This window comes from Streptomyces sp. NPDC057565 (assembly GCF_042801455.1).
In the GTDB taxonomy this organism is placed as follows: domain Bacteria; phylum Actinomycetota; class Actinomycetes; order Streptomycetales; family Streptomycetaceae; genus Streptomyces; species Streptomyces yanii.
Genome location: NZ_JBHVFU010000085.1, coordinates 1 through 26,125 on the forward strand (window position 1 = coordinate 1; position 26,125 = coordinate 26,125).

At 70.3% G+C, this 26,125-nt stretch carries 25 protein-coding genes; 14 read left to right on the forward strand and 11 right to left on the reverse strand.

Annotated elements, in window-relative coordinates:
* Positions 1-61 precede the first annotated feature (61 nt).
* Complete coding sequence (locus tag ACFU8W_RS48190) at positions 62-646, reverse strand: TetR/AcrR family transcriptional regulator (protein ID WP_384052222.1); 585 nt, start codon at positions 644-646, stop codon at positions 62-64.
* Positions 647-771: 125 nt separating this feature from the next.
* Here ACFU8W_RS48190 and ACFU8W_RS48195 point away from each other — a divergent pair, with 125 nt between their 5' ends.
* Positions 772-2,415, forward strand: a complete 1,644-nt coding sequence (locus tag ACFU8W_RS48195) for an MDR family MFS transporter (RefSeq protein WP_384052223.1) — start codon at positions 772-774, stop codon at positions 2,413-2,415.
* A 73-nt stretch (positions 2,416-2,488) separates the two neighbouring features.
* On the opposite strand, the gene cseC is transcribed toward ACFU8W_RS48195, so the two are convergent.
* The 6 genes from cseC to ACFU8W_RS48225 form a co-directional block, all read right to left on the reverse strand.
* Entirely contained in the window at positions 2,489-3,868 is a 1,380-nt protein-coding gene (cseC, locus tag ACFU8W_RS48200) for a two-component system sensor histidine kinase CseC (RefSeq protein ID WP_384052224.1), read from the reverse strand.
* A complete protein-coding gene (gene cseB, locus ACFU8W_RS48205; RefSeq protein ID WP_384052225.1) occupies positions 3,865-4,569 on the reverse strand; it encodes a two-component system response regulator CseB in 705 nt (234 codons plus the stop codon). The genes cseC and cseB overlap by 4 nt, the downstream gene beginning before the upstream one ends.
* 9 nt (positions 4,570-4,578) lie before the next feature.
* Complete coding sequence (locus tag ACFU8W_RS48210; protein WP_384052226.1) at positions 4,579-5,337, reverse strand: hypothetical protein; 759 nt, start codon at positions 5,335-5,337, stop codon at positions 4,579-4,581.
* Positions 5,325-5,975, reverse strand: a complete 651-nt coding sequence (locus tag ACFU8W_RS48215) for a SigE family RNA polymerase sigma factor (protein ID WP_345517506.1) — start codon at positions 5,973-5,975, stop codon at positions 5,325-5,327. Before ACFU8W_RS48215 ends, ACFU8W_RS48210 begins: the two co-directional genes overlap by 13 nt.
* Positions 5,976-6,272: 297 nt before the next feature.
* Positions 6,273-7,175: an A/G-specific adenine glycosylase gene (locus ACFU8W_RS48220; RefSeq protein WP_345517507.1), complete on the reverse strand. Its 903-nt coding sequence runs from the start codon at positions 7,173-7,175 to the stop codon at positions 6,273-6,275.
* 169 nt (positions 7,176-7,344) lie between these two features.
* Positions 7,345-7,986, reverse strand: coding sequence for a phosphatase PAP2 family protein (locus tag ACFU8W_RS48225; protein WP_384052227.1), 642 nt, complete (start codon positions 7,984-7,986; stop codon positions 7,345-7,347).
* 175 nt (positions 7,987-8,161) lie between these two features.
* Here ACFU8W_RS48225 and ACFU8W_RS48230 point away from each other — a divergent pair, with 175 nt between their 5' ends.
* On the forward strand, positions 8,162-8,956 hold the full coding sequence (locus ACFU8W_RS48230) for a hypothetical protein (protein WP_384052228.1): 795 nt from the start codon (positions 8,162-8,164) through the stop codon (positions 8,954-8,956).
* Positions 8,957-9,187: 231 nt separating this feature from the next.
* Here ACFU8W_RS48230 and disA read toward each other — a convergent pair whose 3' ends face one another.
* Both disA and radA read right to left on the reverse strand, forming a co-directional pair.
* Positions 9,188-10,312 carry a DNA integrity scanning diadenylate cyclase DisA gene (disA, locus tag ACFU8W_RS48235; protein ID WP_345517510.1) on the reverse strand — a complete coding sequence of 375 codons (1,125 nt, stop codon included), beginning with the start codon at positions 10,310-10,312 and terminating at the stop codon, positions 9,188-9,190.
* Between the two features lie 80 nt (positions 10,313-10,392).
* A complete protein-coding gene (gene radA / locus ACFU8W_RS48240) occupies positions 10,393-11,805 on the reverse strand; it encodes a DNA repair protein RadA (protein ID WP_345517511.1) in 1,413 nt (470 codons plus the stop codon).
* Positions 11,806-12,000: 195 nt separating this feature from the next.
* On the opposite strand from radA, the gene ACFU8W_RS48245 reads away from it, so the two are divergent.
* Positions 12,001-13,809, forward strand: a complete 1,809-nt coding sequence (locus ACFU8W_RS48245; RefSeq protein ID WP_384052229.1) for a hypothetical protein — start codon at positions 12,001-12,003, stop codon at positions 13,807-13,809.
* Between the two features lie 39 nt (positions 13,810-13,848).
* Here ACFU8W_RS48245 and ACFU8W_RS48250 read toward each other — a convergent pair whose 3' ends face one another.
* Positions 13,849-14,730, reverse strand: a complete 882-nt coding sequence (locus tag ACFU8W_RS48250) for a hypothetical protein (RefSeq protein WP_384052230.1) — start codon at positions 14,728-14,730, stop codon at positions 13,849-13,851.
* A gap of 40 nt (positions 14,731-14,770) precedes the next feature.
* Between ACFU8W_RS48250 and ACFU8W_RS48255 the strand changes: the two genes are divergently transcribed.
* The 10 genes from ACFU8W_RS48255 (at position 14,771) to proC (ending at position 24,158) form a co-directional block, all read left to right on the forward strand.
* Positions 14,771-15,721 carry a Ppx/GppA family phosphatase gene (locus ACFU8W_RS48255; protein ID WP_384052231.1) on the forward strand — a complete coding sequence of 317 codons (951 nt, stop codon included), beginning with the start codon at positions 14,771-14,773 and terminating at the stop codon, positions 15,719-15,721.
* A 126-nt stretch (positions 15,722-15,847) separates the two neighbouring features.
* On the forward strand, positions 15,848-16,675 hold the full coding sequence (locus tag ACFU8W_RS48260) for a sugar phosphate isomerase/epimerase family protein (protein WP_384052232.1): 828 nt from the start codon (positions 15,848-15,850) through the stop codon (positions 16,673-16,675).
* On the forward strand, positions 16,672-17,334 hold the full coding sequence (locus ACFU8W_RS48265) for a TetR family transcriptional regulator (RefSeq protein ID WP_384052233.1): 663 nt from the start codon (positions 16,672-16,674) through the stop codon (positions 17,332-17,334). The genes ACFU8W_RS48260 and ACFU8W_RS48265 overlap by 4 nt, the downstream gene beginning before the upstream one ends.
* A 236-nt stretch (positions 17,335-17,570) precedes the next feature.
* Positions 17,571-19,421 carry a dihydroxy-acid dehydratase gene (gene ilvD / locus ACFU8W_RS48270; RefSeq protein WP_384052234.1) on the forward strand — a complete coding sequence of 617 codons (1,851 nt, stop codon included), beginning with the start codon at positions 17,571-17,573 and terminating at the stop codon, positions 19,419-19,421.
* A gap of 154 nt (positions 19,422-19,575) precedes the next feature.
* A complete protein-coding gene (locus ACFU8W_RS48275; protein WP_384052235.1) occupies positions 19,576-20,058 on the forward strand; it encodes a hypothetical protein in 483 nt (160 codons plus the stop codon).
* A 76-nt stretch (positions 20,059-20,134) separates the two neighbouring features.
* Entirely contained in the window at positions 20,135-20,683 is a 549-nt protein-coding gene (locus ACFU8W_RS48280) for a hypothetical protein (protein WP_384052236.1), read from the forward strand.
* 16 nt (positions 20,684-20,699) lie between these two features.
* A complete protein-coding gene (locus tag ACFU8W_RS48285; RefSeq protein WP_384052237.1) occupies positions 20,700-21,473 on the forward strand; it encodes a class I SAM-dependent methyltransferase in 774 nt (257 codons plus the stop codon).
* A gap of 213 nt (positions 21,474-21,686) precedes the next feature.
* On the forward strand, positions 21,687-22,454 hold the full coding sequence (locus tag ACFU8W_RS48290) for an ABC transporter ATP-binding protein (protein WP_384052238.1): 768 nt from the start codon (positions 21,687-21,689) through the stop codon (positions 22,452-22,454).
* Entirely contained in the window at positions 22,451-23,272 is an 822-nt protein-coding gene (locus tag ACFU8W_RS48295) for an ABC transporter permease (protein WP_384052239.1), read from the forward strand. The genes ACFU8W_RS48290 and ACFU8W_RS48295 overlap by 4 nt, the downstream gene beginning before the upstream one ends.
* A gap of 76 nt (positions 23,273-23,348) precedes the next feature.
* Complete coding sequence (proC, locus tag ACFU8W_RS48300) at positions 23,349-24,158, forward strand: pyrroline-5-carboxylate reductase (RefSeq protein WP_266984431.1); 810 nt, start codon at positions 23,349-23,351, stop codon at positions 24,156-24,158.
* 3 nt (positions 24,159-24,161) lie between these two features.
* On the opposite strand, the gene ACFU8W_RS48305 is transcribed toward proC, so the two are convergent.
* Positions 24,162-24,749, reverse strand: a complete 588-nt coding sequence (locus ACFU8W_RS48305; RefSeq protein WP_384052240.1) for a cysteine hydrolase family protein — start codon at positions 24,747-24,749, stop codon at positions 24,162-24,164.
* A 74-nt stretch (positions 24,750-24,823) separates the two neighbouring features.
* Between ACFU8W_RS48305 and ACFU8W_RS48310 the strand changes: the two genes are divergently transcribed.
* Positions 24,824-25,840, forward strand: coding sequence for a GlxA family transcriptional regulator (locus ACFU8W_RS48310; RefSeq protein ID WP_384052241.1), 1,017 nt, complete (start codon positions 24,824-24,826; stop codon positions 25,838-25,840).
* The last annotated feature ends 285 nt before the right edge of the window (positions 25,841-26,125 follow it).

A 26,125-nucleotide genomic window follows, 5' to 3' on the forward strand; every position in this document is an offset into this window, starting at 1 on the left:
CCGTGCGATCGCACGGCGGCCGGACGTCCTTGGACGGGGCAAGCATGGTCGGTCGCGGGCACTAGCTCGCGGGGTCCGGGCCGTGGGCCTGGGTTATCAGATCGAAGGCGACTTCGAGGACGGCTTTGCGCTTGTCCTCGGGGTCGCCGTCGAAGTCCTTGAGGGCGAACATGCCCGCGTGCAGTGCGAAGAGTGCGGTGAAGCAGCGCACCTGGTCGGTCAGGGGCGCGTCGGGTTCCTTGATCAGATCGACGAGAGTCACGACGCGGCCCTTGATGGTCTCTCCGATGCTGAGATCCCGTACGGTCGCCTGGTTCTCCTGCATGAACCGGAAGAGCGGCGCCGCCGCGGCCAGTGCGTCGCTGTAGCGGACCAGGAGCTCCTTCTTCGTCTCCAGGGTGCGCGGCTGTTCCTTGCCCCAGGCGATCAGCTCCTCGACGGGTCGATTGAGGTCCTCGAAGATGCTGATGAGAATGTCTTCCTTGGTCTTGAAGTGGTAGTACAGCGCCGCCTTGGTGACGTCCAGCTTCTCGGAGATCTCGCGCAGCGAGGTCTTCTCGTAGCCCTGCTCGGCGAAGAGCTCCAGGGCAACGTCCTGGATCCGCTGGCGCGTATTGCCCCGGCGTGGCTGCGGTGTGCTGCCCATGGTGCGCTCCCCAAAAAAACTTACTTGACGCCCGGCTAGTTGCGGGTCTACTTTGCCCAGTGTAGTCAACTAGCCGGGCGGCAAGTAAGGGCCCGGCTAACAGGGGATCAGGGGAGTTGGGAACCATGTCGGACCTGAAGAAGGCGGCGGACGGGAAGCCGGGCGGCAGAGCAGCCGAGAAGACTGCCGACGAGCCGCCCGCACCCGAACCGCAGCAGCGCAGCGTCCGGGTGGTGATGCTCGCCCTGATGATCACCATGCTGCTGGCCATGCTCGACAACCTGATCGTCGGCACCGCCATGCCGACCATCGTCGGTGATCTCGGCGGCTTGGAGCATCTGTCCTGGGTCGTCACCGCGTACACCCTGGCCACTGCGGCATCGACCCCGATCTGGGGCAAGCTCGGCGACATGTACGGACGCAAGGGCATCTTCCTCACGTCCATCGTGCTTTTCCTGATCGGCTCCGTACTGAGCGGCATGGCCCAGGACATGGGCCAGCTGATCGGCTTCCGCGCGATCCAGGGGCTCGGCGCGGGCGGCCTGATGGTCGGAGTCATGGCCATCATCGGCGACCTGGTGCCGCCCCGCGAGCGTGGCAAGTACCAGGGGCTGATGGCCGGTGTGATGGCGATCGCCATGATCGGCGGGCCGCTGGTCGGCGGCACCATCACGGACCACCTCGGCTGGCGCTGGAGCTTCTACATCAACCTGCCGCTGGGCGCCGTCGCCCTCGCCATGGTCACCGCCGTGCTGCACCTGCCGAACAAGAAGCGCACCAAGGCGAAGGTCGACTACCTCGGCGCCGGACTGCTGACCGTCGGCATCACCGCGATCGTGCTGGTCACCACCTGGGGGGGGTCGGAGTACGCCTGGGACTCCGCCGTGATCATGGAGCTCATCGCGATCGGTGTCGTCTCGCTCGTCGGCTTCCTCTTCGTCGAGACGAAGGCTGCAGAACCGATCATTCCGCTGCACATCTTCCGCAACCTCAACTTCACACTGATGTCGGTCATCGGCTTCATGTCCGGCTTCGTGATGTTCGGAGCGGTGCTCTTCCTGCCGCTGTTCCAGCAGTCCGTCCAGGGTGCGTCCGCGACCAACTCCGGTCTGCTGCTCCTGCCGATGCTGCTGTCGATGATGGTCGTCTCGCTGATCGCCGGACGGGTCACCACCAGCAGCGGCAAGTACAAGATCTTCCCCATCATCGGCTCCATCCTGATGGTGGTCGGCCTGTTCCTGCTCTCGCAGATGGACACCGGCACCACCCGCTTCACCTCCGGCATCTACATGGCGGTCCTCGGCGCAGGCATGGGCTTCCTGATGCAGATCACGATGCTCGTCGCGCAGAACAGCGTCGAGCTGAAGGACATGGGCGTCGCCTCCTCCGCGACCACCCTCTTCCGTACGCTCGGCAGCTCCTTCGGCGTCGCGATCATGGGTGCGCTGTTCACCGGACGGGTGCAGGACGAAATGGCGGCCCGCGGCGGCGGAGCAGCCACCTCGAAGTCCGCGCAACTGGACGCGGCGAGCCTGGCGAAGCTGCCGGACGCGGTGCGTGAGGCGTACCAGTTCGCGGTGTCGTCCGGAACGCACATCGCCTTCCTGGTCGGCGCGTCGGTCGGTGTGATCGCGCTGGTGGCGGCGGTGTTCGTCAAGGAGGTACCGCTGCGGGGGGCGGGCCCGGAGGCCAAGCCCGAGCCCACCGCCGAGAGCGGCGTGGAGGCACCGGAGCCGGTGGCCGACGCCAAGCAGAGCGAGAACGTCTGACCCGACAGTGACCAGGGGCCCTGGGGCGCGCGGATCGCGCGCCCCAGGGCCCCTTCGTCGCTGCCCGGCCGGATCAGCTGCCGAACGGTGTGCCGTCCGACGGCGCGACCGTCCGCGGGCTCCCGGGCCGGCGCTGTTCGGCGAGGTGCAGGATCGGGAAGCTGCCGGTATTCGTCGGGGCGTGCTCCGGCAGCCACAGCACGGCGATCGCCCCGCCGGTCCCCTCCGCCGCGCCCTGCGGCGCCGCGTTGCGGAACGTCAGCCGGGCGCCGAGCACCCGGGCCTGACCGGCCGCGATCGTCAGCCCCAGGCCGTGACCGCGCCCGGAGCGGTCGCTGCTTCCGGTACGGAACCGGCTCGGGCCCTCGCGCAGCAGCGCCTCGGGGAAACCGGGCCCGTGGTCGCGGATGCGCACCACCCGGCCCTCGACGGTGACCTCCACCGGAGTGGAGCCGTGCTTCGCTGCGTTCCCCAGCAGATTGCCGAGGATGCGTTCCAGTCGGCGTGGATCGGTGTTGACCCACGACTCGTGGACCACCTGGACCCGCACATCGGGGTCCAGCAGCGCGATCCGGCGGCTGACGAACTCACCGAGCGCGATCTCCTGCAGCTCGGCACGCTCCGACGCGCTGTCCAGCCTGGCCACCTCCAGCACGTCCTCGACGAGCGTGCGCATCGCCTGCGCCCTGTCCCGTACGAGCTCGGTGGGGCGGCCCGGCGGCAGCAGCTCGGCGGCGGTCAGCAGCCCGGTCACGGGGGTGCGCAGCTCGTGCGCGATGTCCGCGGTGACCCGGCGCTCCGCCTCGATCCGTTCGTTCAGCGCGTCCGTCAGGGCATCCACCGCGCGGGCCAGCTCGTCGGTCTCGTCCCGTATGACCCCGCCGATGGCTTCCCGGACCCGTACCTCCGTATGGCCCTGCGCGACCTTGCCGGCCGCGGCCGCCGCCTTGCGCAGCCTGCGCGACAGCTGTCCGCCGATCAGCACGCCCAGCGCGCAGCCACCGAAGACCACCGAGACGGAGCCGATGATCAATGCCCGGTCGAGATCGCCCATGATCGTGGCGGAACGGTCCGCGAAGCGGGTGTGCAGGGACAGCACGTCGCCATTGGCCAGCGGCACTGCGGCCCACACATCGGGCACGCCGTTCCCGTACTCGTCGACATGCGTGGCGCGCCGGTTCTTACGGATCTCCGCCCGCAGGCTCCGCGGCATCGTCGGGTCGTTGAGCTTGGCACCGAACTTGGGATCGGCCTTCTTCGTCTTGGTCGCCTCGTACAGCAGCTGCGCGTACGTCAGCCGCTCCAGCTGCACCTCACGGGCGTTCTCCAGCATCGAGACGCGGGCGGCGTTGTGGACGACGAGGCTCAGCGCCACGGCGATGAGCGCGCCCACTACGGCGATCGCGATACTGATCTTCCAGCGGACCCCCGTCCGCAGTGCCAGTCGCTTCATGGCTTGAGTTTGTAGCCGAAACCGCGGACCGTCTCGATCCGGTCCTGCCCGATCTTGGTACGCAGCCGCTGCACATGGACATCCACGACCCGGGTGTCTCCTCCCCAGCCGTAGTCCCAGACCCGTTCGAGCAGTTTGTCGCGCGAGAGCACCGTGCCGGGCGCGGACGAGAACTCCAGCAGCAGCCGCATCTCGGTCGGGGTCAGCGCCACGTGCGCTCCGCCCTTGCGTACTTCCATGCCCTCGGTGTCGACCTCCAGGTCGCCGAAGACCAGCACTCCGCCGACAGGCTCGGACTCCGCCGCCGCGCCGCCCGGCTGTCCGCCCGACGCATGGCCGAAGCGGCGCAGCACGGCTCGGATCCTGGCGACCAGAACAGCGCCGTCGAACGGCTTGGTGACGTAGTCGTCGGCGCCGGCCTCCAGGCCGAGCACCACATCGATCGAATCGGCGCGGGCGGACAACATGATCACGGGCACGGTCGACTCGTCGCGAATACGACGGCACAGACTGACCCCGTCCAGGCCCGGCACCATCACGTCGAGCAGGGCGATGTCCGGCCGGTCGGCCCGGAACGCCTCCAGACCGGAGAGGCCGTCGGGCATCGCGGTGACCGCGAAGCCATCACGCTCCAGCGCCAGCTGGGTGGCCTCGCGGATGACATCGTCGTCCTCGACGAACAGGACGTGGGTCTCGGCCATCGACTGCTCTCAGTTCTTCGTCGGTTCCGTGGGCTCCGGGAATTCCCCTTCTCCGTTGCCGACGGCTCTGTTGAAGTCGTTGTGCACCCGGTCGTGCTCGGCGAACCGGTTGTCGGCCCAGCGGTACGTGACCACTTCCTCGCCCGACGGGTACGCGACCGAGTCCTTCTTCTCGTACACCTGGGTCGTCACGACCAGCTCGCCCCGGTCGATGGTGCCGTAGACCGCGGGCTGCTCGGTGGTGAAGATGTTCTTGTACGTGCCGTTGCTCTGCCGGTGGTACACGTAGGTGCCGACGCCCACCGAGTCGCCGCAGGTCATCACGTTCACCACGACGTCCGGCGCGGAGCCGCCCGTCAGCCTGCCGTACGAGGAGTCGACCGGGTACTCGCTGCCCGTGCAGGGCTTCAGGTCCGTCCTGACCCGCTCGCTCACCCGGGAGTCCCGCTTGACCAGCTGGACGGGATCGACCCGCGGGGTGGGCTTCGCCGTGGACGGCGCGGTGGCCGACGGCGTGACCTGGGCGACCGACTGGGTGCCTGCCGGGCCCTCGTCACGGGTGCCGGTACCACCGGTGGAACAGCTGACGGTGAGGAGCGCCAGAACGGCGAACCCGACCAGCGTCGTACCGCTCGCCGCCCACCGGGTCAGCCGGCGACCACCGATGCGGGTCGCCGCGCATCGGCCGGTCGCCGTGTCCCCGGCGGTGGTACCCCTACTGCCGGTCGCCGTGTCCTCGCGTTCACCGCTGCCTGTCAGGCCGCGCACCGCTCCCGCCCCCGTTCGTCATGACGCCGGTCCGCCTGTCCGCGGAGCTGCGCCCCTGCCCGCGCACGCTGCGTGGCACCGGTGGCCGGAGCCCGGTCGCCCGCCGTGTGGCCCTGGGCCTCACGGATCCTGGCTTCCCTGCTCATGGCCTCGCGGCTCTCCAGTTCCTGGCGCAGCCGAGCCAGCGCACGGTGCAGCGTGCTCTTCACCGTACCGGCCGACATACCGAGCGCCGCGGCCGTCTCCTCCGTGCTCATCTGCTCCCAGTGTCGCAGCACGACGACGCTGCGCTGCTTGGGAGCCAGCACACCCAGGACATCCATCAGAAGAGCACGGTCGGCGCGCTGCTCGGTGCCGTCCTCGATGCTGGCGTCGGGCAGCTGCTCGGTGGGCACCTCCTCCAGCTTGCGGGCCCGCCACCACTCCGTACGGGTGTTGATCATGACGCGGCGCAGGTAGGCATCGGCCAGGGACTTGTCGGCGATCCCGTCCCAGCGGCCGAAGGTACGGGCCAGGGCTGTCTGCAGCAGGTCCTGCGCGTCCACCGGGTCGGGGACCAGTCGGCGCGCACTGCGCAGCAGAGCGTCCTGCCGGGTGCGTACGTACTCTTCGAATTCGAGCACCTCGCCCTGCGCCATTCCAACCGCCTCCGTCCCCGTCGATCCCCGTTTGACCTCTGCCAGCCACTGGTGCGTGGGCTGACGGTCGGAGACGTTACGGAGCGGTTGTCACGGCGTTGTGCGGAGCAGCCATACGCCGACGCACGGCTGTCCATCGGTTGTGTAACAGCGGTGGGGGAGGGCCTTCCTGCTCTGTTCCCAGGAGGTGTCCGGCGGATCAGGGCCGTGCCGGGCGTCGCGGTCCTGATCCGCCGGACACCTCCAAGGGCTTTCCCGTAATCCATGACGGGCGCGCCAGGGATTACGGGACAGCCCTCAGCTCAGCGGAAGTCGGTACTGGCCGCCCGGGAGCGGTTCGACCAGGCCGTCGGCGACCAGGCCGTCCAGCGCCCGTGCTCGTTGCACCGGCTCGTCCCACACGGTGTCCAGTGCCGCCTGCGACACCGGGGTCACCGCCTCACGCAGAACGGCGAGCAACCGTCCGCGCACCTGCCGGTCCGTACCGGCGTAGGTCTGACCGCGGCGCGGAGGCCCCTCGTGCGCGGGCTTCCCGGCCAGCCGCCAGGCACACTGTGTCGCGATCGGGCATTGCGTGCAGTCCTCGTTCTTGGCGGTGCAGACGAGCGCACCGAGTTCCATCGTGGCTGCCGCCCAGCGGGCCGCTCGTTCGTCCTCGTCGGGGAGGAGCGCGCGGGCGAGTTTCCGCTCGGCGGCGGTGGTCGCGTTCGGCGGGTACTGAATGCCGGTCGCGGCCCGGGCGAACACCCGGCGGACGTTCGTGTCGAGTACAGGATGTCGCTGCCCGTACGCGAACGAGGCCACGGCCGCCGCTGTGTACTCACCGATCCCGGGCAGTGCGAGCAGCTGGCCGTGCTCGCTCGGCACGTCGCCGCCGTGCCGTTCCGTTATTGCCTGCGCGGCGCCGTGCAACCGCAGCGCACGTCGCGGGTAACCGAGCCGGCCCCATGCTCGGACCGCTTCACCGGGCGGCTCGGCGGCCAGGTCGGCGGGGCGCGGCCAGCGGGCCAGCCACTGTTCGTACACCGGGATGACCCGGCTGACGGGGGTCTGCTGCAGCATGAACTCGCTCACCATCACACCCCAGGCGCCCGCCTCGGGGCGGCGCCAGGGAAGATCGCGGGCGTGCTGGTCGAACCACCCGATCACGGGAGCGTGGAGGGATGTGGGGGGCGTCTGTGTCGCAGTCATGGCAGTCATCGCATGTCGATCCTGACACGGAAGGGCGGGCGATGGTCATGGTCACGGTGGTGTCGCCCTGCTTGAGGGCTCTTGGGGTGATAACGCCACCCGTCTGTCCCCACGACGAGACCCGGTCAGCGTCTTCGCCCGGACTGCCGCCCGTGCATTCGCCGAGGCCCCGACCCGATCAGCGACCTGTGCTGCGTCCCCGGTCCGGGCCCCCCGCCCCCGAGCCGGATATCCAGACCGCGACGGGTGCCCGGCTGTCCCGTACCGTCCGGGCGAGCGAGCGCGTCGGACGGGACAGCAGGACGGTCACCAGCGCCGCTACGGATCCGCCCACCAGCAGCCCCACCGCGACATCGTGCGGATAGTGCACCCCGACAAAGACCCGGGAGAGCGCCATCAGCAACGCCATCGGCACCGTGAACCAGGCCGTGCGCGGCCGGGCGCACGCCAGTGCGACGGCGGCGGCGCCGGCTATGGCCGCGTGATTGCTCGGGAACGACCAGTCGCCCGTCGACGGGCAGGGCACCAACGAGGCTGCCGCGCCGACGACCGCACGACACGGGCGCTCCTCGTCCACGACCGCCTTGAGCACCTCACTGACGGCATAGCCGACCGCCGTCGCGAGGGGCGCAAGCACCGACAGGGCGAGGGATCCCGCATGCTCTCCGCGCGCCCGCCACCAGCCCACGACGAACAGGACGCCGAAGACCAGCAGCCCGAGTTCCGTCCATACTTCGGCGACATGTTGCACCCATCGCGGCGCGCCGTGCGCGAAGTCGGTGATGTCCCGGTACACAGCCTCAGTGGTCGAACTCTTCATGTGACTGACCGTAGGCAACGGCGCACGATCGTCACATTGCGCGATCGTCAGGGGCCGCACCTGACGAAAGTAGGGGCCGGAATCAAGCCGCCCCATGATGATGATCCGCAAAACTTGAGGTTTGGAGCGGCGGGTGGGGCGGGAGTTGGCGCCGATCTCTCGTACAGTTTGAGCCGTGGGATCTCTGCGCAATCCGATCGGGCCGCTTCCCTCCACCATCTACTGGCGACGGAGGGCCGTAGCGGCGACGCTGATTGCGCTGCTCGCGCTGCTGATCGTATGGGCCGTCACCTCCGTTGGGAGCAAGGGGAACAAGGGCGATTCCCGGCCCAACGGGTCCGGACCCGCACACTCCATCGGTCCTGGGCCTTCCAGTTCGGGGCCGGCGATCAGCCAACAGCCGGGCGGGCGCGACGAGTCGGGTACCGCCGACGGCAGCGGCGGTACCGACGCGGGCGCCGAGGGCACCGCGGGCGGGGCAGCCGACGGCAGCAACGGCGACTACGGCACCGGATCGGATTCCGGCGGCGGAGCCGAGGGCCGGCAGGTCCCGGCCGGCTCCTCGATCCCCGACTGCACCCCTTCCGCACTGCAGTTGACCCTGCGCACCGAGCTCAGCTACGGCCCAGGCGAGAAGCCGAAGCTCCGGTTGATCGCCAAGAACACCTCGTCCACCGCCTGCAAGGCCGACTTCGGACCGAAGAGCGCGGTGCTCACCATCACCGAGGCCGGTGGCGACGACGCCGAGGTGTGGTCCTCGAAGGACTGCCCGCGCAACGCGGACAGTGTGCTGCTGGAGGTCCCGGCGGGCGCGACCATCGTTCACACCGTGGAGTGGGACCGGAAGAAGAGCGCTCCGCAGTGTGCGACGCCACCCGCAGGATCAGTGGGGCCGGGTACGTACCTCGTCGAGGCGAAGACCTCCGGTGAGCCCGTGCAGCGCGCATCGTTCGTCCTCGCGAAGGACTGAAGCGAAAGACCGGCTTGCGAAGTACCGGCGTGCGAAGGGCCAGTTCGAGAAGGACGAGTCCGCGAGGAGCCGACGCGAACGACCGACGCGAAAGGCCGGCGCGCGCAGTACCGGCCCGCCGATGACCGGTCCGCGAAGTGCCGGTGTGCCGAGCGGAACGTGAACACGGTCCCAAACGCACGTCGGGGCCCGGTCCACCGACCGGGCCCCGAGCCGACGTGAGACCCGCGCCTACACGTACCGCTCAAGAATCGACGACTCGGCCAGCCGCGAGAGTCCTTCGCGCACGCTCCGCGCCCGCGCCTCGCCGACCCCGTCCACCGTCTGGAGATCGTCCACGCTCGCCGCGAGCAGCTTCTGCAGGCCTCCGAAGTGCTCCACGAGCCGGTCGATGATCGCTCCGGGCAGTCGTGGCACCTTCGCCAGCAGCCGGAAGCCGCGCGGCGAGACCGCCGAGTCCAGGGTCTCGGGCGAGCCGCTGTACCCCAGGGCCCGTGCCACGACGGGGAGTTCGAGCAACTCGGTGTGAGAGAGCGCGTCCAGCTCGGTCAGCGCCTCCGCGACCGTACGTGACCGCTTCGCGGTCGGCTCCGGCACGTAGTCCCGCACGACCAGCTCGCGCTCCGGCTCGACGCCCGCGATCAACTCGTCGAGCTGGAGCGAGAGAAGCCGACCGTCGGTGCCCAGCTCCACCACGTACTCGGCGATCTCGGTCGCGATCCGGCGCACCATCTCCAGCCGCTGTGCGACAGCCGTCACATCGCGGACCGTCACCAGGTCCTCGATCTCCAGCGCGGAGAGCGTGCCCGCCACCTCGTCGAGTCGGAGCTTGTACCGCTCCAGGGTGGCGAGGGCCTGATTGGCGCGCGACAGGATCGCGGCGGACTCCTCCAGGACCCGGCGCTCCCCGTCCACGTACAGCGCGATCAGACGCATCGACTGCGAGACCGAGACGACAGGGAAGTTGCACTGCTTGGAGACCCGGTCCGCCGTGCGGTGGCGGGTGCCGGTCTCCTCGGTGGGGATGGAGGCGTCCGGGACCAGCTGCACGCCGGCCCGGAGGATCTTGCTCATGTCCTTGTCGAGGATCAGCGCCCCGTCGAGCTTGGCCAGCTCGCGCAGTCGCGTCGCGGTGAACTCGACATCCAGCACGAAGCCGCCGGTGCACATGGACTCGACGGTCTTGTCCATGCCCAAAACGATCAGCCCGCCGGTGTTGCCGCGGAGAATGCGCTCCAGGCCGTCCCGCAAGGCTGTTCCGGGCGCGACGGCGCTCAGCGAGGCGCGCATCAGCGCCTCGATACCGGTGCCTTGGCCGGACTTTCCGGGCGATGTTGCCCGGTCGTTGGCTGCCACTGCACTCCTCCGGTCACAGGTTTGCGGTGCCCTTACGTCCCTCGTACCGTTCGTGCGGACGGGCGAGACCAGGGCAAAGTCTACCGGCGCGCGTTGTCCTCCCGTGGGGCCTCCGTACGAGACCGGCGCGGGAGTACTCTCAGCGCGTCGCCCATGTTGGCGACTTCCGTGACCTTCATACCGGCCGGGACCTTCCCAGGGTCGGTCGGGACCAGTGCGTGGGTGAAGCCCAGCCGGTGTGCCTCGGCCAGTCTGCGCTGCACCCCGGTCACCCGTCTGACCTCGCCCGCGAGGCCCACTTCGCCGATCGCGACCAGGTTCTTGGGCAGTGGTGTGTCACTTGCCGCACTGGCCAGCGCCAGTGCGACCGCGAGGTCGGCGGCGGGCTCGGAGAGCTTCACACCGCCGACCGTCGCGCTGTAGATGTCCCGTTTTCCGAGCGAGCTGATCCGGCCGCGCTGCTCCAGAACGGCCAGCATCATCGAGACCCGGGACGTCTCGAGCCCGGAGGTGGTGCGCCGGGGCGACGGGATCTGCGAATCGACCGTCAGCGCCTGCACTTCGGCGACGAGCGGACGCCGTCCCTCCAGGGTGACTGTCAGACAGGTGCCGGGTACGGGTTCGTCGCGCCGGGTGAGGAAGAGCCCGGACGGGTCGGCGAGGCCGGTGATGCCCTCGTCGTGCAGTTCGAAACAGCCGACCTCGTCCGTCGCTCCGTACCGGTTCTTCACGCCGCGGACCAGCCGGAGGCGCGCATGGCGGTCGCCCTCGAAGGACAGCACCACGTCGACGAGATGTTCCAGCAGCCGCGGCCCGGCGATCGCGCCGTCCTTGGTGACGTGGCCGACCAGCAGCGTGGACATGCCGCGATCCTTCGAGGCGCGGATGAGCGCTCCGGCGACCTCGCGGACCTGCGCCATACCGCCGGGCGCACCGTCGATCTCGGGCGAGGCGACGGTCTGTACGGAGTCGAGGATGAGCAGGGACGGCTTGACCGCGTCCAGATGGCCGAGGACCGCGGAGAGGTCGGTCTCGGCCGCGAGGTAGAGGTGGTCGTTGATCGCGCGGATCCGGTCGGCCCGCAGCCGCACCTGGCTCGCGGACTCCTCCGCGGTGACATAGAGAGTGCGGTGCTCGTCACTGGCGGCCTTGGCTGCCACGTCCAGCAGGAGCGTCGACTTGCCCACGCCCGGCTCGCCCGCGACCAGCACCACGGCGCCGGGGACCAGCCCGCCGCCGAGCACCCGGTCCAGCTCGTCGACACCGGTCGACCGGGCGGTGGCCTGCCGACTGTCGACCTGGCCGATGGGGAGAGCGGCCGTGCTCACGCGGCCGGCCGCCGTGGTCCGTACGGCAGGGACGCCGCCGAATTCCTCGACCGTCCCCCACGCCTGGCATTCGGGGCAACGGCCGAGCCACTTGGCGGTGGTCCAGCCGCATTCGGTGCAGCGATAGGACGGCCGGTCCTTCGCGGATTTCGTACGGGCAGCCATGGCGCCACCGTATAGGTGAGGACTGACAACACCGCCCGGCGCGGGTGCGCGGGCGGTCGCGGTGACAGGGAACGGAGAGGAGGCTCCGACGGAATCAGGGGCTCCTGTCCCATTTTGAGCGATACATTCACCCGTAAGGGTTAAAAGTGGGCAAGAGTCGCCAAGAACATGCCCTGCTCTGCCTACGGTCGCCGGGTGACGAGCAGCAAGCGGGAGACCCCTACACCCACCACCGGCGCACACCGGAGGCAGCGCCGTGCGCCCCACTCGTCGCCGCAGCGACCGCCCGCTCGTTACGAGCCGCATCTCGACGGCCTGTTCACCTACTGCCTCTCCGTACTCTGCGACCACGACGGCGCCGTCGAGGCGCTCGGGAGTGTGCTCGCCATCGCGGAACGGCAGGACGGGCGGTGTCCCGCAGGTGAGGAGGAACGTAAAACCTGGCTCTACGCGCTGGCCAGGTGGACGTGCCTGCGCAAGCTCGCCGAGCAGAAACGGGGTCGTCAGGCGCATCGCCGGCAGCAGAAGCAGTCGGGCGGGAAGACCCCCAGGGGGGCGCGTTCGGAAAACCGTGCGCTCCCGGCCGTCACCCCACCCCCCGACACCGCCGGCGAGACGGGCCTCACGAACGCCCACGCCCCGACCCCCGATTCCGCCGCGGCCGCCGAAGCGCACCGCCGCGAACTCGCACAGCTCGCCTGGCCCGAAGCGGCGGGCACCACGCCCGAACAACGCGAAGCGCTCGAACTGGCCGTACGCCACCGCCTCGCCCCGCGCGCCGTGGCCGCCGTCCTCGGCCTCGAACCCGCGGTCGCCCGCGAGATCCTCGCCGCCGCGGCCTGCGAGGTGGAACGCACCCGCGCCGCCCTCGCCGTCGTCGAGACCTCCAACTGTCCCACCGTCGCCCGCCTCACCGGGGACCACCGCGTCCTGCTCTCCGCCGCCCTGCGCCGCGAACTCGTCCGTCACGTCGACGACTGCCCCCGCTGCCGTCGCGCCGCCGAACGGGCGGGCGCCGAGGGCCCCTGGCCGGGCGGCGCCTTGACCCCTGCGGCCGCGCTGCCGGTCGTCGAGGCGCCGCGGCCGTCCGCATGCGTCGCGATGATCCACGCTCAGAGGAATCGGTCCGGCAGTCCGCGCTTCGACCGGGCGGGCTTCCCGATGGACCCCAAGGACCACGCCGCGCGCCGGGACCGGCTCCGGGCGAGAGCCGTGACGACGACGGTGGTGGCGACGGTTGTCGCCGCCCCCGTGATTGCCCTGTGGTCCGCCTACAGGGGGGCGCCACTGACCGGCGAGGGGCACGACGGAGCGTCGGTCACCGCGACCGGGACGGACGACCGGCGCGGTCTCGACGACGACCCGCACGACCGCTACGAGAATGCGGGCAACGCCAGCCCCCAGCCAGGCGCCAGCTTCAAGGAAGGCAGCCGTACGCCGGATGTCTCCGCCGAGGTCATCAGCGCGGGGACGGGACAGCGCGGCCCCGGCAGGATCCTGGTCACGGCCCGTTCATCCGGAGGCACGACGCTGATCACGCTGACCGCCTCGGGCAGCGCGCCCGTGGCCTGGTCGGCGCGGGCGAATGCGCCCTGGCTGCGGCTCAGCAGGTCCTCCGGCACCCTTGCCGCAGGTGAGAGCGTCACGATCCGCGTCGTCGTCGACCATGCGAGAGAACCGGCGGGTGCCTGGGGCGCCCGTGTCGGCTTCGCCCCGTCGGGCTCGGCGGTGGCGATCAGCGGGCACGGAGCGACGCCGTCCGGCGGCCCGTCGGTGCCGTCCGACCCGTCGCCGTCCTCACCGGGGCCCACGGATCCGTCGCCGGACCCGACGGATCCCACGCCTTCGCCGACCGACCCGTCGCCGGACCCGACGGATCCCACACCCTCGCCGACGGACCCGTCGCCGACCGACCCGACCCAGCCGCCGTCACCGGACCCGTCGGACTCGTCCAGCCCGTCCGACCCGGGGACAAGCCCGTCCGACCCGGCGCCGACGGGGTGAATGCCGAACTCGGCCCGTCCGTCGTCTGCCCGTCGGTCCTCAGCCCCGCGGGCGACTGGGCCCCTGACCCTTCGTGGGTCCCGGCGGATCCGCCGGATGCGGCGCCATCGGCAGCAGCGAGGACAGCCGCTCCTCGCACAGCTCGACCAGCCGCTCGTACGCCTCCTTGCCCATCAGCTCGGTGAGCTCGGGCCGGTACGAGACATACACCGGCTCCCCGGCCCCGTGCGCCGAGGTCGCCGACGTGCACCACCAGTGCAGGTCGTGACCGCCCGGACCCCAGCCCCGGCGGTCGTACTCGCCGATCGAGACCTGGAGCACGCGCGTGTCATCAGGGCGGTCGATCCAGTCGTACGTACGCCGGATCGGCAGCTGCCAGCACACGTCCGGCTTGGTCTCCAGGGGCTCCTTGCCCTCGCGCAGCGCCAGGATGTGCAGCGAACACCCGGCTCCGGCCGGGAATCCGGGCCGGTTCTGGAAGATGCAGGACCCCTTCCAGCGGCGCGTCTGGCGTTCGCCGTCGTCGTCGACCTCGACCCAGCCCGTCTCCGTGCCGACGTCGTGGAACTGCCACAGCTCCGGGGTCAGCCGGGAGACGTGGTCCGCCACCCGCTGCTCGTCGTCCTCATCGGAGAAGTGCGCACCCAGCGTGCAGCATCCGTCGTCCGCACGGCCCGCCTGGATGCCCTGGCAGCCACTGCCGAAGATGCAGGTCCACCTGGAGGTCAGCCAGGTCAGGTCGCAGCGGAAGACCTGCTCGTCGTCCGCGGGGTCGGGGAACTCGACCCAGGCGCGTGCGAAGTCGATCCCCTTCTCGTCTTCGGACCGGTCGGGCCCGTTCGTTTCCGGCTGCTGCATCTCCTGCTTCGTTCTCTGCTTATTCGTGACTTTGCCCGGCTTCGCCTTTTTCGTCTTTGGCACGGGCCAAGAGTAAGTCCGCAGGAGCAGTAGCGTTCCGCGTATGAGACTCGGAGTCCTCGATGTGGGGTCGAACACGGTTCATCTGCTGGTGGTGGACGCACATCCCGGTGCCCGCCCGCTGCCCGCGCACTCGCACAAGGCGGAACTGCGCCTGGCCGAACTTCTCGATGCGGACGGAGCGATCGGCCCCGAGGGCGTGGACCGGCTCGTGTCGACGATCAACGGCGCGCTGCAGGCCGCCGAGGACAAGGGCTGCGAGGACGTGCTGCCGTTCGCCACGTCCGCGGTGCGGGAAGCGAGCAACGCCGACCAGGTGCTGACGCGGGTACGGGAGGCGACGGGCGTCGATCTCGCCGTCCTCAGCGGCGAGGAGGAGGCCCGGCTCACCTTCCTCGCGGCCCGCCGCTGGTTCGGCTGGTCGGCGGGGAAGCTGCTGGTCCTCGACATCGGCGGCGGCTCTCTGGAGATCGCGTACGGCATCGACGAGGAGCCCGACGCCGCCGTGTCGCTGCCGCTCGGGGCCGGGCGCCTCACCGCCGGCTGGCTGCTGCACGACCCGCCGGACCCGACCGAGGTGAAGGTGCTGCGCCGCCACGTGCGGGCCAGCATCGCTCGTACGGTCGGTGAGTTCAGCCGCTTCGGTCGCCCCGACCACGTCGTGGCGACCTCCAAGACGTTCAAGCAGCTCGCCAGGATCGCAGGCGCCGCGCGCTCCGCCGAGGGCCTCTACGTGCAGCGCGCCCTCACCCGGAAGGCGCTGGAGGAATGGGTGCCCAAGCTGGCGACCATGACAGCCGACCAGCGCGGACGACTGTCCGGCGTCTCCGAGGGGCGGTCCGCGCAGCTGCTCGCCGGGGCGATGGTCGCCGAGGGGGCGATGGATCTGTTCGGTGTGGAGGAGCTGGAGATCTGCCCGTGGGCGCTGCGTGAGGGAGTGATCCTGCGCCGCCTGGACCACCTCCCGACGGGGGCGGCCGCCGCCCTGAACTGACCGCGCGTTCCGCTGGAGGACCGGGGCGACGGGGGAGTGCGGAACGCCGGGAGCGGAGCCATGGCCCTTCTCACTTTCCGCCCCGACGCCTCGGTGGGGCGCACACCTGCCCCGTACGCTGTCTGCGTGGCAGAACCAGTGGTGCGCATCCCGGATGCGAAGGTCGCCCTGTCGACGGCTTCCGTCTATCCGGAGTCGACGGCGACGGCCTTCGAGATTGCCGCGCGTCTGGGCTACGACGGTGTCGAGATCATGGTCTGGACCGATCCCGTCAGCCAGGACATCGAGGCGTTGCGACGGCTCTCGGACTATCACCAGGTGCCGATCCTCGCCGTTCACGCGCCCTGTCTGCTGATCACCCAGCGGGTCTGGTCCACCGATCCATGGGTGAAGCTCCAGCGGGCCCGTGCGGCCGCGGAGAAGCTCGGAGCGACGACCGTTGTCGTCCATCCGCCGTTCCGCTGGCAGCGTCAGTACGCGCGCGACTTCGTCACCGGCATCTGGCGGATGGCGGACGAGACGGATGTGCGCTTCGCCGTCGAGAACATGTACCCGTGGCGGTACCGGGACCGCGAGATGCTCGCGTACGCCCCCGAATGGGACGTCACCAACAGCGACTACCGCCACTTCACCGTGGACCTCTCGCACACCGCGACCGCCCGCACCGACGGCATGGCCATGGTCGACCGGATGGGCGACCGGCTCGCCCACGTCCACCTCGCCGACGGCAAGGGCTCCAACAAGGACGAGCACCTGGTGCCCGGCCGCGGTGACCAGCCCTGCGCGGAACTGCTGGAGCGCCTGGCGCGCACGGGCTTCGACGGCCATGTCGTCATCGAGGTCAACACCCGCCGCGCCATGTCCGCAGCCGAACGTGAAGCCGACCTGGCGGAGGCGCTCGCCTTCACCCGGCTGCACCTGGCTTCCTCGTCGGCGCAGGTCCCGCGCTCATGACCCCCGGCAGGGCGGACGGGAAAACCGGCGGGGAGGGCACGGCACACACACCCCCCGAGCGCCCGAAGCGCCGAGGCCGCCCCGCCCGTACGACTGCGGACACCGGCCCCGGCGCCCGCGAACGCATCCTGGAAGCGGCACGTACCGAATTCGCCGAACGCGGCTACGACAAGACGTCGATCCGGGGCATCGCCAAGGCGGCGGGTGTCGACGCCGCACTCGTCCATCACTACTTCGGTACGAAGGACGAGGTCTTCGCGGCGGCGATCGAGGTCTCCTTCGAACCCGCCCTCGTGATCCCGTCCGTCCTGGGCATGGGCACGGACGGACTGGGGGAGCGGCTGGCCCGCTACTTCATCGACGTGTGGGAGAACCCGGCGTCCAGGGCTCCCCTGCTGGCGATCATGCGCTCCGCCCTGACGCACGAAGGGGCGGCGAAGGTGCTGCGCGGCTTCGTCCTGCGACGGCTGCTGGAGCGGGTCGCGGAGGCGCTCGACGTACCGGACGCGACGTTCCGTGCGGAACTGGCCGCGTCGCACATGCTCGGGATCGCGATGCTGCGGTACGTGATCCAGGCGGAGCCGCTGGCTTCGGCGGACCCCGAGAAGATCATCGCCATGATCGCGCCGACGCTCCAGCGTTACTTGACGGAGACCTGACCGCCCCAGGGTGGCCTTTGGGTCCGTCCGGCGCTCGAGGCCCGGGGTCCGGGGTGGAGCCCCGGTTCCTGGAAGGGAGCGGGCGGGGGGAACGGCCGTGCAGCGACCTCCACCCACCGAGCCGCACCCCGCCCACCCACTGAGCGCCCCGTCCCGCATTCCGGACACGGTGTCCAGATCTTGGAGTCGAGGCGTAGGCTCGAAGACAGTCTTTTCTGTCGAAGGAGCGAGAGACGATGCCCCAGCTGAGGTCCCGCACTGTCACCCACGGCCGCAACATGGCGGGCGCCCGCGCCCTTATGCGAGCCTCGGGCGTAGCCGGCGAGGACATCGGCAAGCCGATCATCGCGGTCGCCAACTCGTTCACCGAGTTCGTCCCCGGCCACACGCACCTCGCCCCCGTGGGCAGGATCGTCTCCGACGCGATCAAGGCCGCAGGCGCCGTCCCCCGTGAGTTCAACACGATCGCCGTCGACGACGGCATCGCGATGGGCCACGCCGGGATGCTCTACAGCCTCCCGTCCCGCGACCTGATCGCCGACTCCGTCGAGTACATGGTCGAGGCGCACTGCGCGGACGCGCTGATCTGCATCTCCAACTGCGACAAGATCACCCCCGGCATGCTGATGGCCGCGATGCGCCTCAACATCCCGACGGTCTTCGTCTCCGGCGGCCCGATGGAGGCAGGCAGGGCCACCCTCGTGGACGGCACGGTCCGCAAGCTCGACCTGATCAACGCGATCAGTGACGCGGTCAACGAGAACGTCTCGGACGAGGACATCCTCCGTATCGAGGAGAACGCCTGCCCCACCTGCGGCAGCTGTTCCGGCATGTTCACCGCCAACTCGATGAACTGTCTGACCGAGGTCCTCGGCCTCTCCCTCCCCGGCAACGGCTCCGTCCTCGCCACGCACACCGCCCGCAAGGCGCTGTACGAGGAGGCCGGCCGCACGGTCGTCGAGATCACCAAGCGCTACTACGAGCAGGACGATGCGACGGTCCTGCCGCGCTCCATCGGCACCCGCGCCGCGTTCGACAACGCGATGGCGCTGGACATCGCCATGGGCGGCTCCACCAACACGATCCTGCACCTGCTCGCCGCCGCGCAGGAGGCCGAGCTGGACTACAACCTCGACGACATCAACGAGGTCTCGCGCCGCGTCCCCTGCCTCTCGAAGGTCGCCCCCAACGTGGCCCCCGGCGGCACGTACTACATGGAGGACGTCCACCGGGCCGGCGGCATCCCCGCCATCCTCGGTGAGCTGCACCGCGGCGGCCTGCTCAACGAGGACGTGCACTCGGTGCACTCGGCCACCCTCGGCGAGTGGCTGAAGAACTGGGACGTCCGCGGCGGTTCCCCGTCCCCCGAGGCCGTCGAGCTGTGGCACGCGGCCCCTGGATGCGTGCGTTCCGCGACGGCCTTCTCGCAGTCCGAGCGCTGGGACACCCTCGACCTGGACGCGGCGGGCGGCTGCATCCGCGACCTGGAGCACGCGTACTCCAAGGACGGCGGCCTCGCGGTACTGAAGGGAAACCTCGCCGAGGACGGCTGCGTCGTGAAGACGGCGGGCGTCGACGAGTCGATCTGGACCTTCGAGGGCCCGGCTGTCGTCTGCGAGTCGCAGGACGAGGCCGTCGACAAGATCCTCCGCAAGGAGATCAAGGAGGGCGACGTCGTCGTCATCCGTTACGAGGGTCCGCGCGGCGGCCCCGGCATGCAGGAGATGCTCTACCCCACCTCCTTCCTGAAGGGCCGCGGCCTCGGCAAGAGCTGTGCGCTCGTCACCGACGGCCGCTTCTCCGGCGGTACGTCGGGCCTGTCGATCGGCCACGCATCGCCGGAGGCGGCGTCGGGCGGCACGATCGCACTGGTCGAGGACGGCGACCGGATCCGGATCGACATCCCGAGCCGCTCGATCGAGCTCCTCGTTCCCGAGGCCGAGCTGACCACCCGCCGTGAGGCGCTGAACGGCGTGTACGCGCCGAAGAACCGCGAGCGCAAGGTCTCGGCGGCGCTGCGCGCGTATGCGGCGATGGCGACGAGCGCGGACCGCGGCGCGGTGCGCGACGTCTCGAAGCTCGGCTGACCCGACACCAGATCCCGCACACGCAGTGGCCCCCGGCGTTCTCGTACGCCGGGGGCCACTGCGTGTGCCTGACGAGACGAACGGGTAGTCACTCCACGTATCCGGGCGGATGCCCAGAATTACGCCCATCTTGCGTTCTCACGATTGGGGGAGCATGCACATCCCTGTCCGTACCGACGTCCGCATCCACCGCTCGGCGGTCATCGCCTCGACGATCGCCGCACTGGCGGCCCTCGGTGCCGTCCCGGCCCACGCGGCGTCCACGGAAGCCGCCGGCACCAACACCGCCACCGCAGCCGGTATCTGCGGATCCGGCTACACCCAGATCGACTCGCACGCCTTCCTCGACTCCACCACCGAACTCGGCCGCGTCTATCTGCTCTACAACGCGAGCACCAAGTCCAACTGCGTGGTCACTCTCCATTCCTCCTCCACCGGCGGTTTCGCGCTGCCGACCGGCGCCTGGCTCGATGTGGACGGCGACGGCAAGGAGCAGGCGAAGGCCCAGGGCACGTACTCCTCGTACGCCGGTCCGGTACGCCTCGCCGCAGGCGGCCGCTGCGTGAAGTGGGGCGGAATGATCGAGGCGGGCGTCGGTGCGTACACGTTCACGAGCCCGTGGGAACACTGCGGCTGATGCCGGACGGCGCTGCTCCGTCCCGCCCAGGGGCAGCGCCGCCGCCGGTGCCGCCGCCCCGGGGATAATCGACCTCGTGAGCGAGAAAAGCGAAGCCTCCGACCGCACCGGGCCCAGCGCCGCGAGCACCGGCACCGCCCCCGGCCCGCAGCCCGAGTCCATCCGATTCTTCGGCACGACCTGGGTCGAGCACGACGGCCGGTACGCGCTCCGCCGCGTCGGCGTCGCCCTCGGCTCCCTCGCCGCGGCAGTCGCCTCCTGCTTCGTGCTCCGCTTCGCCTACCAGGGTCTGGAGATCGCCGACATCGGCAGCTTCGTCGGAATCCTGGTGGTCCTGATGTTCGGCATCTGCAGCGCCATCGCCTTCCGCAAGACCTGGGAGGGGTTCAGCCGCCGCCCCGCCGAGCCGGCCGGCGAGGACAACCTGCGCAGTCTGAAGACGATCGGTTTCATCGGCTCGCTGCTCGCGTACTTCTTCCGCTCGCTCCTGGAGGCGCCGGGCGAGAAACTGCGACGCACGGAGTACGAGGCGGCCGTCGCCCAGTACGCCAAGCGCCGCTCGGCCAGGACCGGAAACCCGGCGGGCCGCAAGACGCCCAAGGGCAGGAAACCCCGCCGCAAGTAACCCCACCCGGGCCAGGATGACCCCCATGCCCCACGGAGACCCCACCACGCCTCGCTCCCGCGCCCTCTCCTTCGACCGCGCCGCCGGCCAGTACGCCGCGGCCCGCCCCGGCTACCCGCCTGCCCTCTTCGCCGCGGTCGAAGAGCTCGCCGGCCGCCCCCTGCGCGGTGCCCGCACCCTCGACGTCGGCGCGGGCACCGGCATCTCCACCCGGCTCCTGTCCGAGCGCGGGGCCCACGTCACCGCCGTCGAACCGGGCCCCGGGATGGCGGCGGAACTGCACCGCACACTCCCGCGCGTACCGATCGTGCGCGGCGACGGCAATCGTCTTCCCTTCGCCACCGCCTCGGCCGACCTGATCACGTACGCCCAGTCCTGGCACTGGACCGATCAGAGCCGATCCACCTCCGAGGCCCTTCGCGTCCTGCGCCCGGGCGGCGCGCTCGCGCTCTGGTGGAACGTCTCCGATCACGCCGTCCCCTGGATCGCCGGGCAGGACGCCCGGCTCCGCCGCTTCCTCGGCGCGGACGACAGTGCCCACGGTTCGCCCGTCCGCTCCTGCGACCTGCCGGCCGCACTCGGCTTCGTGCACCGCCTGGTGCCCTGGACCCGCCAGGTCTCCGTCGACACCCACCTCGCCAACCTCGGCAGCCACTCCGCCTTCCTCGTCCTCGGCGAGGAACCCACGCGCCGGTTCCTCGCCGAGGAGCGCGACTGCCTGGCGGAGCTCTTTCCGGACGGCACGGTCGAGGAGAGCTACGTGGTCGACCTCGGCGTGGCAAGGCGCTGACCCGCACGCCGACCCGGCCCCACCCACCTCCACACATCCCCACCGCTCTCGTGCCTCCCGCGCCGCGGCCCACGCCTCCAGGGCCGCGGCCGATGCGCGGTCGGTGCGGTGCAGCCCGCTCCACGCCCGCGCCGAGGGCGCCTTTGCGCCTTCGAAGGCTGCGCCGCCCCGATCCCTTGACGAGCGACCGTGCCGAGGATCAATATTCATCGCATGATGAATTATTCGGGTGCCGCCATCGAGGCCCGCGGCCTCACGGTCGTACGAGGCGGCCGCGCCGTCCTGCGCGGCCTCGACTTCACCGTCGAACCCGGCAGGATCACCGGCCTTCTGGGCCCCTCGGGCTGCGGCAAATCCACCCTGATGCGAGCCGTCGTGGGAACCCAGGCCAAGGTCACCGGCACCCTCGACGTCCTCGGCAACCCCGCCGGCCACCCCACCCTCCGCCCACGTATCGGGTACGTCACCCAGGCGCCGTCGGTCTACACCGACCTCAGCGTCCGGCAGAACCTCGACTACTTCGCGGCGATCCTTCAGCCGGGCCGCAGACACCGGGAAGCCCGCCGCGCCGCCGTCGCCCGCGCCCTCACCGATGTCGACCTGACCAGCCACGCGGACGCCCTCGCCGGCACCCTCTCCGGCGGCCAGCTGACCCGTGTCTCCCTCGCCGCAGCCCTGCTCGGCACGCCCGAACTCCTCGTCCTCGACGAACCGACCGTCGGCCTCGACCCGGTGCTCCGCCGCGACCTGTGGAGCCTCTTCCACACCCTCGCCGCCGACCACGGCACCACGCTCCTCGTCTCCTCCCACGTCATGGACGAGGCCGAGCGCTGCCACCGCCTGCTCCTCATGCGCGAGGGCGCGATCCTCGCCGACGGCACCCCCGAGGCACTGCGCACCCACGCCCGGACCGCCACCGTCGAAGAAGCCTTCCTCCACCTGGTCGACGAGGCCGCCACTTCTCAGGAGAACGCCCGATGAGCACGGCCAACACGCCGCAGCAGGCCACCGTCACCCCGCAGGCCCCCACCGGCGGCCGCGACCGGCCCGGACCCCAGGCCCTCAGCCCCGCCCGCACCCTCGCCACCGCCGCCCGCGTCCTGCGCCAGCTGACCCATGACCCGCGCACCGTCGCGCTGCTGCTCCTCATCCCGGTCGTGTTGATCACGCTGCTCCGGTACGTCTTCGACGGCACCCCACAGACCTTCGATGCCATCGGCGCCTCGCTCCTCGGCATCTTCCCGCTGATCACGATGTTCCTGGTGACCTCGATCGCCACCCTCCGCGAACGCACCTCGGGCACCCTGGAACGCCTCCTCGCCATGCCGCTCGGCAAGGGCGACCTGATCGCCGGCTACGCCCTCGCGTTCGGCGCCGTCGCGATCCTCCAGTCCCTCCTGGCCACCGCGCTCTCGGTCTGGGTGCTCGGTCTCGACGTGGTCGGCTCCCCCTGGCTGCTGCTCCTCGTCGCCCTGCTCGACGCCCTGCTCGGCACGGCCCTCGGCCTCTTCGTCTCGGCCTTCGCCGCGTCCGAGTTCCAGGCCGTCCAGTTCATGCCGGCCGTGATCTTCCCGCAGCTCCTGCTCTGCGGACTGTTCATCGCGCGCGACCGAATGGCACCCGCCCTCGAAGCGATCTCGAACGTCCTGCCCATGTCGTACGCGGTCGACGGCATGAACGAAGTCCTCCACCACACCGAGGTCACCGGGAACTTCGTCCGCGACGTCCTGATCGTCTCGGGCTGCGCCCTCCTCGTCCTCGCCCTTGGCGCAGCCACCCTCCGCCGCCGCACCGCCTGACGTGCCGGTGCGAGGATGGCGGCGACGACGCACCACCAGAACCGCGTACCACCGCACCGTCCGGAGGGTGAACCGCATGACCCAGACAGTCGCAGTCCTCGGCACCGGCAAGATCGGCGAGGCCCTGCTCAGCGGCATGATCCGGGCGGGCTGGCGCCCGGCCGACCTGCTGGTCACCGCCCGCCGCTCCGAGCGTGCCGAGGAGCTCCGTACCCGTTACGGCGTCGAGTCCGTCACCAACGCCGAAGCCGCCAAGCGCGCCGACGTCCTCATCCTCGCGGTCAAGCCCCAGGACATGGGCCGGCTCCTCGACGAACTCACCTCCCATCTCACGGCCGACCGGCTGGTCATCAGCGCCGCCGCCGGTATCACAACCGCCTTCATCGAGGACCGCCTCGCCGCGAGGACTCCGGTCGTACGGGTCATGCCGAACACCCCTGTCCTCGTCGACGAGGGCATGTCCGTCATCTCGGCGGGCAGCCACGCCACCACCGAACATCTCGCCACCGCCGAGGCGATCTTCGGCGGTGTGGGCAAGACCCTCCGCGTCCCCGAGTCCCAGCAGGACGCCGCGACCGCACTGTCCGGCTCGGGACCCGCGTACTTCTACTTCCTCGTCGAGGCGATGACCGACGCGGGCATCCTGCTCGGTCTGCCCCGCGCCCAGGCCCACGACCTGATCGTGCAGGCCGCCATCGGTGCGGCGGTGATGCTCCGGGACAGTGGCGAACATCCGGTCAAGCTCCGCGAAGCCGTCACCAGCCCGGCCGGCACCACCATCAGTGCCATCCGGGAGCTGGAGAACCACGGCGTACGCGCCGCCCTGATCGCCGCCCTCGAAGCAGCCCGCGACCGCAGCCGCGAGCTGGCCTCGGGCAACGGCTGATCCTCACTTCCCGGCAGCAGCCACCAGCTCCGCACTGGTCACGACCTTCGCGAACCCACCGCTGTGCAGCGACACAGCGGTGGCCCGCGCCAGCTCGTCCGCGCTCAGTGCCCACCCCCACGGCCCGACCCCGTCGAACGTGTACGTGGCATCGAACGCGAAGAACACCTCGTACCCGAGATTCCCGCCCATCCGCGCCGTCGTCTCCGCGCACATGTTCGTCTGGATCCCGGCCACCACGATCTGCCGCACCCCGCCCTCACTGAGCCACGCCCCGAGATCGGGCGTGCCGTAGAAGGCGGAATTCACGGTCTTCGTCAGGAACAGCTCGGGCCCGCTGCCCTTCCCACGCCGCTCCTCCACATACCCCTTGAACGCGTTCCCCGAGTAGCCGGGCCGCAGCGGAGAGTCCGGCTTCGTCGAGTCGTGCCGTACGAAGACGACGGGCCGCCCGCTCGTCTGCCAGGCGTCGATGAGCTCCGCAATGTTCCGATCCGCCTCGGGATTGTTCCGCGGGCCCCAGTGAGCCTCCTCCTCAAAGCCTTCCTGCACGTCCACCACGACCAGCGCTGCGTTCTCTGCGATCTCCATACGAACGATGCTGCCGCCTCGGACCGGTATCACCCAGAGGTCAAAAAGCCATCGATCGATGCTTTACTGCCAGCGTGCCGCCCCGCCCCTCCTCCGCCCCCACGCGCATCGCGCTGGTCGCGTTCCCCGGCATCCGCGCCTTCGACGTCTCGGTCATCACCGAGGTCTGGGGCGTGGACCGCACGGACCGCGGCGTCCCGCTCTTCGACCTGCGCCGCACCGCCGCCGACCAGGCCCCCATCCCGCTGCGTGGCGGCCTCTCCCTCAGCCCGGACCGCCCCCTCGCCTGGCTGGCCGGCGCCGACCTGATCGTCGTCCCCGGCCTGGACGACCACCTCACCCCCGCTCCTGCGCCGGTCCTCGACGCCCTCCGCCGCGCCCACTCCCGAGGTACCCCCATAGCCGCACTCTGCGGTGGCGCCTTCACTCTCGCCCAGGCAGGGCTCCTCGACGGCCGCCGAGCCGTCACCCATTGGAACCTCACCGACCTCCTCCGCACCCACCACCCTCAGGTGACGGTCGTCCCGGATGCCCTCTTCCTCCAGGACGACAACGTCTGGACGTCAGCCGGCACCGCGGCCGGTATCGACCTCTGCCTCCATCTCGTCCGGACGGCCCATGGCGCCGAAGCCGCAGCGGCGATCGCCCGTTCGATGGTCACGGCCCCGTTCCGCACCGGCACCCAGGCCCAGTTCATCGAGCACCCCACCCCGCACACGGACCGGGACGCCGACACCCTTGCCGCGGTACGGGCCTTCGCTCTGACCCACCTGGCCGAACCCCACACGGTGGCCGACCTTGCCGCCCGCGCCGGCATGTCCCCCCGTTCCTTCGCCCGCCACTTCCAGGCGACCACGGGCACCACGCCGCTGCGCTGGCTGATCACCCAACGCATCGCCGCAGCCCAGAAGCTTCTGGAGCGGACCGACCTCCCGCTCCCCGAGGTGGCCCGCCGTACGGGCTTCGGCAGCGAGATCACCATGCGCCAGCACTTTGCGACCCACCTGGCCACCAGCCCCCGGGACTACCGCCTGGCCTTCCACCACACCCCGGGTCAGCCGGAGGTTGACACGAGCCGCCCGCATCCGTAATGTTCTCCGGGTTGTCCGACGTGAGCGCCGACTCCGGTCGGTCCCCGGACAGCCATTCCGCAGGAACCACATCGAGCAAGCGACATCTGTCGCCCAGCTTTCTGTGCGCATTTGCGAAATGAGGAATCCGCGTTCGAAGGAGCGCGACCCCGATTAGCGTCGGGGCCCAGGATTCCGCTAAAGTCTCACTCGTCGGAACGGCCCAACGGCCGGGAAGACAAGCCCCGCTGACTGGGAATCAGGCCCGAAAGGATCTGATAGAGTCGGACTCGCCGGAAAGGGAAA